Annotated in this window: 5 protein-coding genes; 1 reads left to right on the top strand and 4 read right to left on the bottom strand. The window is 70.0% G+C overall.

Annotated features, from left to right (window positions below; translation table 11 throughout):
* The 4 genes from AAGI91_13975 to AAGI91_13960 form a co-directional block, all read right to left on the bottom strand.
* On the bottom strand, positions 1-1010 hold a 1010-nt coding region (locus AAGI91_13975), incomplete at its 3' end, for a DUF4397 domain-containing protein (protein MEM1043721.1).
* Positions 1011-1152: 142 nt separating this feature from the next.
* Positions 1153-3855: a TonB-dependent receptor gene (locus AAGI91_13970; GenBank protein ID MEM1043720.1), complete on the bottom strand. Its 2703-nt coding sequence runs from the start codon at positions 3853-3855 to the stop codon at positions 1153-1155.
* A gap of 46 nt (positions 3856-3901) precedes the next feature.
* Complete coding sequence (locus AAGI91_13965) at positions 3902-4876, bottom strand: FecR domain-containing protein (protein MEM1043719.1); 975 nt, start codon at positions 4874-4876, stop codon at positions 3902-3904.
* Positions 4873-5448 carry an RNA polymerase sigma-70 factor gene (locus AAGI91_13960; GenBank protein ID MEM1043718.1) on the bottom strand — a complete coding sequence of 192 codons (576 nt, stop codon included), beginning with the start codon at positions 5446-5448 and terminating at the stop codon, positions 4873-4875. The genes AAGI91_13965 and AAGI91_13960 overlap by 4 nt, the downstream gene beginning before the upstream one ends.
* 414 nt (positions 5449-5862) lie before the next feature.
* Between AAGI91_13960 and AAGI91_13955 the strand changes: the two genes are divergently transcribed.
* The gene (locus tag AAGI91_13955; protein MEM1043717.1) at positions 5863-7056 is read left to right on the top strand and encodes an amidohydrolase; all 1194 of its coding nucleotides are present in this window, start codon (positions 5863-5865) and stop codon (positions 7054-7056) included.
* Positions 7057-7086: the final 30 nt, after the last annotated feature.

Below are 7086 nucleotides of genomic sequence, written 5' to 3'. Positions count from 1 at the left end.
GCCAGCCCGTCGGCGGCGCTCTCCGAGTCGCCCGGGGCGACGGTGATCGTCAGCTCCTGCTCGGCCGGCAGGTCGATGAACTCCGTCGCCGTGCGGAAGGCGAGGTCCTCCACGGCCGGGTCGTCGGTCGAGATCTCCTCGATGTAGATGTCGACGACCGCCGCGCCGGGGTCGGCCGCGTTGTGGATGATCTGCGCCCGTGCCGTCTCATCGGACATCACGAACGGCGGCAGAAGCGCGGTCTGTCCGCCAGGGCGTACGACGAGCAGCCCGAAGCCGGCCGGCTCGCCGTTGGTGTCGTCCTCGTTCTCCGGCGACAGGAAGCCCGAGGCGAGGATCGTGATAGCCGCTCCCGCGGCGGCGCTCAGGTCGGCCTCGAAGGAAGCCACGACGGTCGAGCCGTCGGCCGTCGTCACGTCGAGGACGTACTCCGCCGCCGGCACACCGATGTAGCCGGTGATGTCGCCGTAGGTCGCGTCGTCGACAAGCGTGCCCACGCCGCGCGCCGCCACGTCCACCGTCGGCGCATCGGTTGAACCGTGGACCACGTTGAACTCGACGCTGGGGGGTGCGCTGGATTGCAGACGAGATCCCTCGTTGGCAAAGAGGGTGAAGCCGATGTCCTCGCCATTCGGGTTCGCCTCGAACTGTGTCGGGTCGAGTACGCCGTTCGCAATAAGCTGGTAGTTTACGCCATCGTCGAGCGTGAACGGGAAGGAGGCGAGGCCGTCCGCATCGCTCTCCGAGTCGCCGGGCGCAACGGTGACAACGATCTCGGACCCGGCCGGGAGTTCGAGGTACCCCGTTGCATCGCGGAAGGCGAGGTCTTCGATGGCGGGGTCGTCGCTGCTGACAGCGTCGATGTAGATGTCGACGACCGCCGCACCGGGGTCGGCCGCGTTGTGGATCACCTGCACATTGGCCGTTTGGGCCCATGCCGGGGCCGCAGCGAGGAGCAGGAGGGCTAGAAGTGAGAAGAGCGTGGGTGGACGAGTGTAGCGAGTAGACATGGCTAGTCCGGATTGTGAGGTGAGCGGAAGTACCAGCGTCCCGAGCAAGAAGTGAGAGAGGGGTCTCTGGCGGTTGGTCACTGAAGTTTACCCACTACGGGGGTAACGTGACTATTCCCCTATCGACTACACCAAAAAAAAATTAACGCCCGATGCGAAGCGTAATCACAGGCTGGATGCCGAACCCGGTGCGCTCTACGGTCTCGTATCCGTTTTCCGCGACGGGCCGCAGGCTGTAGTCGAGCACGTTGGCGCGGTCGAGCACGTTGAGCACGTCGAAGCGTATCGAGACGTCGGTGCCGGCGACGCGGTGGCTGTAGCCGAGGCCGAGATCGAGTTCGTAGAGGGCCGGCAGCGTGTCGTCTTCGGGCAGGCCTACGAGCGCATTGCTCGCGTGGACGGCGAGGAAGTCGTAGTAGGCCTGGCGGTAGCCCCAGGTCCGGCCCCACACGCCGCGCCCGCGCATCTGGGCCGTGAAGCCGCGGCCGAGGCGGAGGGCAGCATTGGCTTGCAGGCGGTGCGGCTGGTTCCACGGGGTAGGCTGCGTCCGCTCGTCGAAGCGCGACGGGAAGGTGCGGCGCGAGAGGCTGTAGTCGTAACCCACGCTGAACCGGAGGCGGTCGGACTCGCGCTCGACGCGCGCCCCGGCCCCGTAGGCGTAGCCCCGCGCGTCGCCGACGAAGGAGGCCTGCTCGGTCTCCGTCTCGCCGTCAACCTGGTAGGTGAGCAGCGCGCCGTAGTCGAGCGCCAGCAGGTGCGGGAGGTGCTTGTAGTAGCCCTCCCCGCGCACCGTCCAGCCGGGGGCCGGCGTCACGAACCCCTCAGCGGTGAGGTGGAGCGCGCGCGGCGGGACGAGGCTGGCGTCGACCGGCAGCCAGAACCGCACGCTCGGCACGAGCGCGCTCGGCCCGACGCTCGTCACGTCGAACTGGTTGATGAACTGGCGGTACAGGCCCGCCCCGAGCCCGACGGCGTAGGGCACGGCCGCGCCGGCGTCGGCGTCGTAGCGGAGCGCGAGGCGCGGCTCGGCGTAGACCGCGCTGCGGTCCGGCACCCACGTCAGCCGGAGGCCGCCGTCGAGCGTGACGCGCCGCGAGACCTGGACCCGGTCCGTGACGAAGGCGGCGAGCCGCCCGAGCGTGCTCTCGCTGCGCAGCGGGCGGAGGAACGGGTTGTCGAGGTGGAACGCGTGGTCCACGACGGCCCCCTCCAGGCCGACCTCGACGAAGTGGTCGGGCGAGAGGCTGTAGTCGAGCCCGGCCTCGGCCACCCACTCGGTGAAGCGGTTGCCGTCGTCCGGCATCGGCCGGGCGTCGAGGGCGTCGCGCAGGGCAGCTTCGGCGAGGGCGACAGGTCCGGCCTCCGGCGTGTAGCCGATCTCGGTGGCGTCGAGGGTCTGGTAGCCGTGCTCCAGCATGTGGTGGCTCGCCCGGAGCGTCGCGTGCCCGAGCGCCCGGGCCCCGATCATCGTCTCGTAGCGAACCCGCCCGGCGGTGTTGGTCCAGCGGTAGCGGTCGCGCGTGATCGAGAGCTGCTCCGGCACGTCGCTCGTCCCGAAGCCGGCCGCCACGAGTTCGGTCTCGACCTCGCTCGCGCCGCGGTAGCCCGAGACGCGGAGCGTGCGGAACGGCCCGAGCTCGACGCGTGCCGCGGCGTGCAGGTCGGTGAAGAGCACGTCGGACCCGTGCCGGTGCGGCTGCACGGCAAGCGCCTGCGCCGGCCCTCCGTCGGCCAGCACCGAAGTCAGGAGCGGGTCGACATCGTTCCAGCGGCGGAGCGCGCCGTCGAGGGCACCTGGGCGGTACACGTCCCACAGGCTCGTCCGCAGCGCCACCATCCCCGAGGCCGACTTGCCGCCGAAGCCGACCAGGGCGTTGGCGCTGTAGGGGTCGAACTGGGTCGTCGCCGTGAACCCGGCTTTCGGGAGAGCCTGCTCCATCTCGATGACGCCGGCCGTGTAGCTCCCGTGCGAGGCACCGAAGCCCGCCTTGCGCACCGTCACGCGCTCGACCGCCAGGGGGTTGAACGCGCCGAGGACGCGCCCGAGCGCGACCGGGTCGAAGACGGGAGCCCCATCGAGCGTCGTCACATGCTCGCCGCTCTCGCCGCCCTGGATGTGAAGGTCGGCCAGGAACAGCCGGTCGCCGACGCCGAGCACGGCACGGCCGGCGCGGGGCGCGCCCGGCGCGTACGCCCCCGCTTCGCCCTCGCGGAGATCGGCCTCTCCGACGAGGGCTGCCGAGGCGCGCTGCTGCATGCCGTCCACGACGACAGGGGCAGCGGCAAAGGCTTTCGGGCGGAGCGCGATCCGGCTGCGGGTGCGCCCGTCGGCCGGCACCCACACGCTGTCGGCGGCCGGCTCGTACCCGATGAACGAGGCCGTCACGAGGTACGGTCCCGGTTCGAGCGACGAGAAGCTGAACATGCCGGCCCCGTTCGAGGCCGTCCCCGCTGAGGCGTCGGCCAGGAGTACGCTCGCGCCGGGCAGTGGCTCGCCGGTCTCGCGGTCCACGACGACCCCGCCGAGGCTCCCGTAGCGCGGTGCCTGCTCCGCCTGTTCGATGACCACGTAGGTCCCCGACGACAGGCGGTAGTAGTCCAGCCCTGCGCTCTCGACGATGCAGCGAAGCAGCTCTTCGGCCTCGACCTCGTCGCGCCGGCAGTAGACCCGCGCCTCGCCGACTTCGTCCCCGTACAGCAGGTTGATTTGGGTCAACTCGACCAGCGTTTCGAGCGCCTGGTCCAGCGGCACGTCGCGCAGCGCGAGCGTGTAGTGCCTCCCCTGCGCCCACGCCGAGGAAGCGAGGCCGGCCAGCAGCAGCAGAAGGGAGAGGCGCTGAATCATGGGGACGTGCCGAGAGGTGAGCAGTCCCTCCCGGTGATTCGTGGACCTAATATATCTCGAAACCTCGGCTCGTTCGGCGGTAGTTCAACTCGCGGTCCGTGCAGATGTCGCGGAGGATGGTCTCGACCTCGGTGGGCTGCGGGTAGTAGAGCGTGAGCAGCCCGCCGTCCTCGGTCTCCGCAGCGGTCAGGTCGATGTCGAGCGCGTAGCGCCGCTCCAGTTCGGAGAGGATCGTGGCAAGCGGCTGCTCCTGGACTGCGAAGCCCTGATCGCGCCACACGAGGGCGTGCGCCGTTCCCGATGCCTCGGGGGTCGGGACGCCACCGACGACGCGGGCGCGGCCCCCAGCTTCCAGCACGACTGGACCGGCCTCGGCTGCGCCTTCAACCTGCACGCGGCCCTCGGCGACTGTCACGACCGTCTCCGCCCCGCGCGCGCGCACGTTGAACGATGTCCCGAGCACCTGCACTCGAGCCCCCGCCGTCTCGACCACGAACGGCCGGTCGCCGTGCTCGACCTCGAAGAAGGCTTCGCCGGTCAGGCGGACCGTCCGGGCCTCGGCCGCGATGAGCGGGAGGTTCCAGAAGCCCCGGTCGTAGGTGACGGCCGAGCCGCTGTTGAGGTCGACGGTGGAGCCGTCAGGTAGATCCAGGGAGGCAAACGACCCGGGCGAAGCCGTGACCGTCACGGGTGCGCTGAGGTAGACCCAGCCGGCCAGGAAGAGAGCGGCTGCGAGAGCCGGTACCCAAAGCCGCCGCCGCGTCCGGCGGTCGGCACGGCGCGCGGGGCGGTCCGGCGCCCGAGCGGCGGGCCTCGTCTGAGCGGTAGGCTCCGTCTGGACAGTGGAGGCCCCGAGCGCTTCGCCGCGGAGGCGCTGCCAGGCTGCGTCCTCGCCGGTCTCGTCCGGGGCCGGGGCGATCTCGCCGAGCAGGTTCCAGACGCGCTTCAGTTCCTCCGCGTCGGGCTCGTCGCGGAGGTGCGCGTCTAGTTCGGGGGGGAGAGCAAGGTTGAGGTTGTTCATCGGATCAAGCTCGGTTCGTACGCTATCGTGCGGTCGCGGAGATGTTTGAGGGCCTTGACGAGGTGATTGTTCACCGTGCGCGGTGAGATGTCCATCACGTCGGCGATCTGCTCGTGGCTCATGCCCTCGAAGCGGCTGAGCCGGAGGGCTTCGCGCTGGCGCTCCGGCAGGGCGGCGATCCACGCTTCCAGGCGAAGCCCGAATTCGTGGCCCTCCACCTGGACGTCGGGGTCGGGGTCGGCGTAGAGTGCGGGGGCGTAGTCCATGAGCAAGTCTCGGCGGTTCTGCCGGTCGCGCATCCGGTTGAGGGCGAGGTTGCGCGTCATGCGGTACAGGAGGGCTTTCAGCGAGCGGTTCGGGTCGAGCGTCGTGCGGCGCTCCCAGACGCGGACGTACACGTCCTGGACGAGATCGCCGGCGACCGTTCGGTCGTGGGTAAAGGTCGTGGCATAGCGGACGAGGGGACCGTGCGTGGCACGGAACAGCTCTTCGAAGGCGCGCTCGTCAGACGCCGCCAAACGCCGACACCATGAAGCGAACGGATCGGGGTCGGGGGTGGAAGCCGTCGACACGGAAGGCCCAGTGGGGTAGCAGATTGAGGATAGATACGGAGTGGGTTCCGAAAGAATACACGGCACGGCCCCCTCGTGACTATCCCATATCGCGTGGGCACCTGCACAGGGTCATGCGCGCACGAGGTCACGATTTCGACCTTGCGAGGCGCGCGAGGAGTCCGATGCCGTAGTATCGGGCGACGAGTGCAACGCCGCAAGAGCGGAATCCGGCCCGTGAAAGCCGACCTGACCACATGTCCACACGGCCGAAGCCGCCTGGCACCGCGCTGGCGCCGCCTGGCGTCCCCCCAGGCCACGCTGGCCGCTCCGTGTCCCACCGCCGGAGCCTCGGCCCGATTTTAGCGTAGCATCCGGCTTGTACTTCTCCTCGCCTCCCTCTGACGCTCCTCACTCCCTGACGCTCCCCTGCTCGTGCTCGCTGCTCCCACGCCCTCCCTCTCGCCGACGCAGTCGGACGATGCATTCGGCCACTTCCTGACCAGCCTCCGACGCCACCTCCACCGGTACCCGGAGGTCGGGTTCCGGGAGGTCAAGACCTCGCGCCACCTCCGCGCGCTCCTGCGCTCGCACGGCTTCGAGACGGTCGGGCCGCTGGCCGAGACGGGGTTCTACGTCGAGGTCGAAGGCGCACACCCCGGCCCGACGGTCGCCTACCGGACCGAGCTCGACGCCCTCCCCGCGCCCGACGGGAAGGACTGCGACTACGCCTCGCAGCACCCGGACGTGGCGCACCTCTGCGGGCACGATGCCCACATGGCGGTCGCCGTTGGCGTAGCCCTTCTGCTCCAGGAGCGGCGGGGCGACCTCCACGGTACGGCCCGCATCCTCTTCCAGCCGAACGAGGAAAGCTGCCCGTCGGGCGCGCCAGCCATGATCGAGGAAGAAGCCCTCGACGGCGTGGACGAGATCTTCTGCATCCACGTCGACCCGTCGCTGGAAGTCGGTCAGTTCGGCCTGATCGTGGGGTCGGCGACAGCGGCGACGGCCCCGTTCGTCGTCCGCGTCAGCGGCCCGGCCGGGCACTCGGCCCGCCCGCACGAGACGGTCGACACGGTGTGGGTAGCGACGCAGATCCTGAACACGTTTTACCAGCTTCCGGGGCGCGTCCACGACGCCCGCCGGAGCGCTGTCCTCACCGCGTGCCGGTTCCGAGGCGGCGAAGCGCTCAACGTCATCCCGCGGGCTGTCGAGTTCGGCGGAACGCTCCGGTGCGTGAGCCTGGAGGGCGCACGGACCCTGGCCGGTGCCATGCGCGAGGCCGCCGAAGACATCGGGCGGCGCTACGGAGCCGAGATCGAGATCGACATGCACATGGACCTCCCGCCCGTCGTCAACGCCGAGGCGAGCGTCGAGCACGTCTGCGAGACCGTCCAAGACCTCCTCGGCGAGAACGCCGCGCACACGCTCCACGAGCCGAGCATGGGCGGCGAGGACTTCGCGTTCTACCTCCAGCAGATCCCCGGCATGCTGCTGCGCGTCGGGACGGCGAGCAGCGAGGCCACGCGCTACCCGCTCCACCACGCCCGCTTCGACCTGACCGAAGCGGCGCTCCCGGCTACGGCCCGCCTCATGGCCGAGGTCGTCGCCCGGCGCCTCGCCCCCTGAGGGCAGCAAAAGGCATCGCAAGCGTGGGGG

Source organism: Bacteroidota bacterium, assembly GCA_038746285.1.
Classification (GTDB): Bacteria; Bacteroidota; Rhodothermia; order Rhodothermales; family JANQRZ01; genus JANQRZ01.
This window is presented reverse-complemented; position numbering and strand designations above follow the sequence as displayed.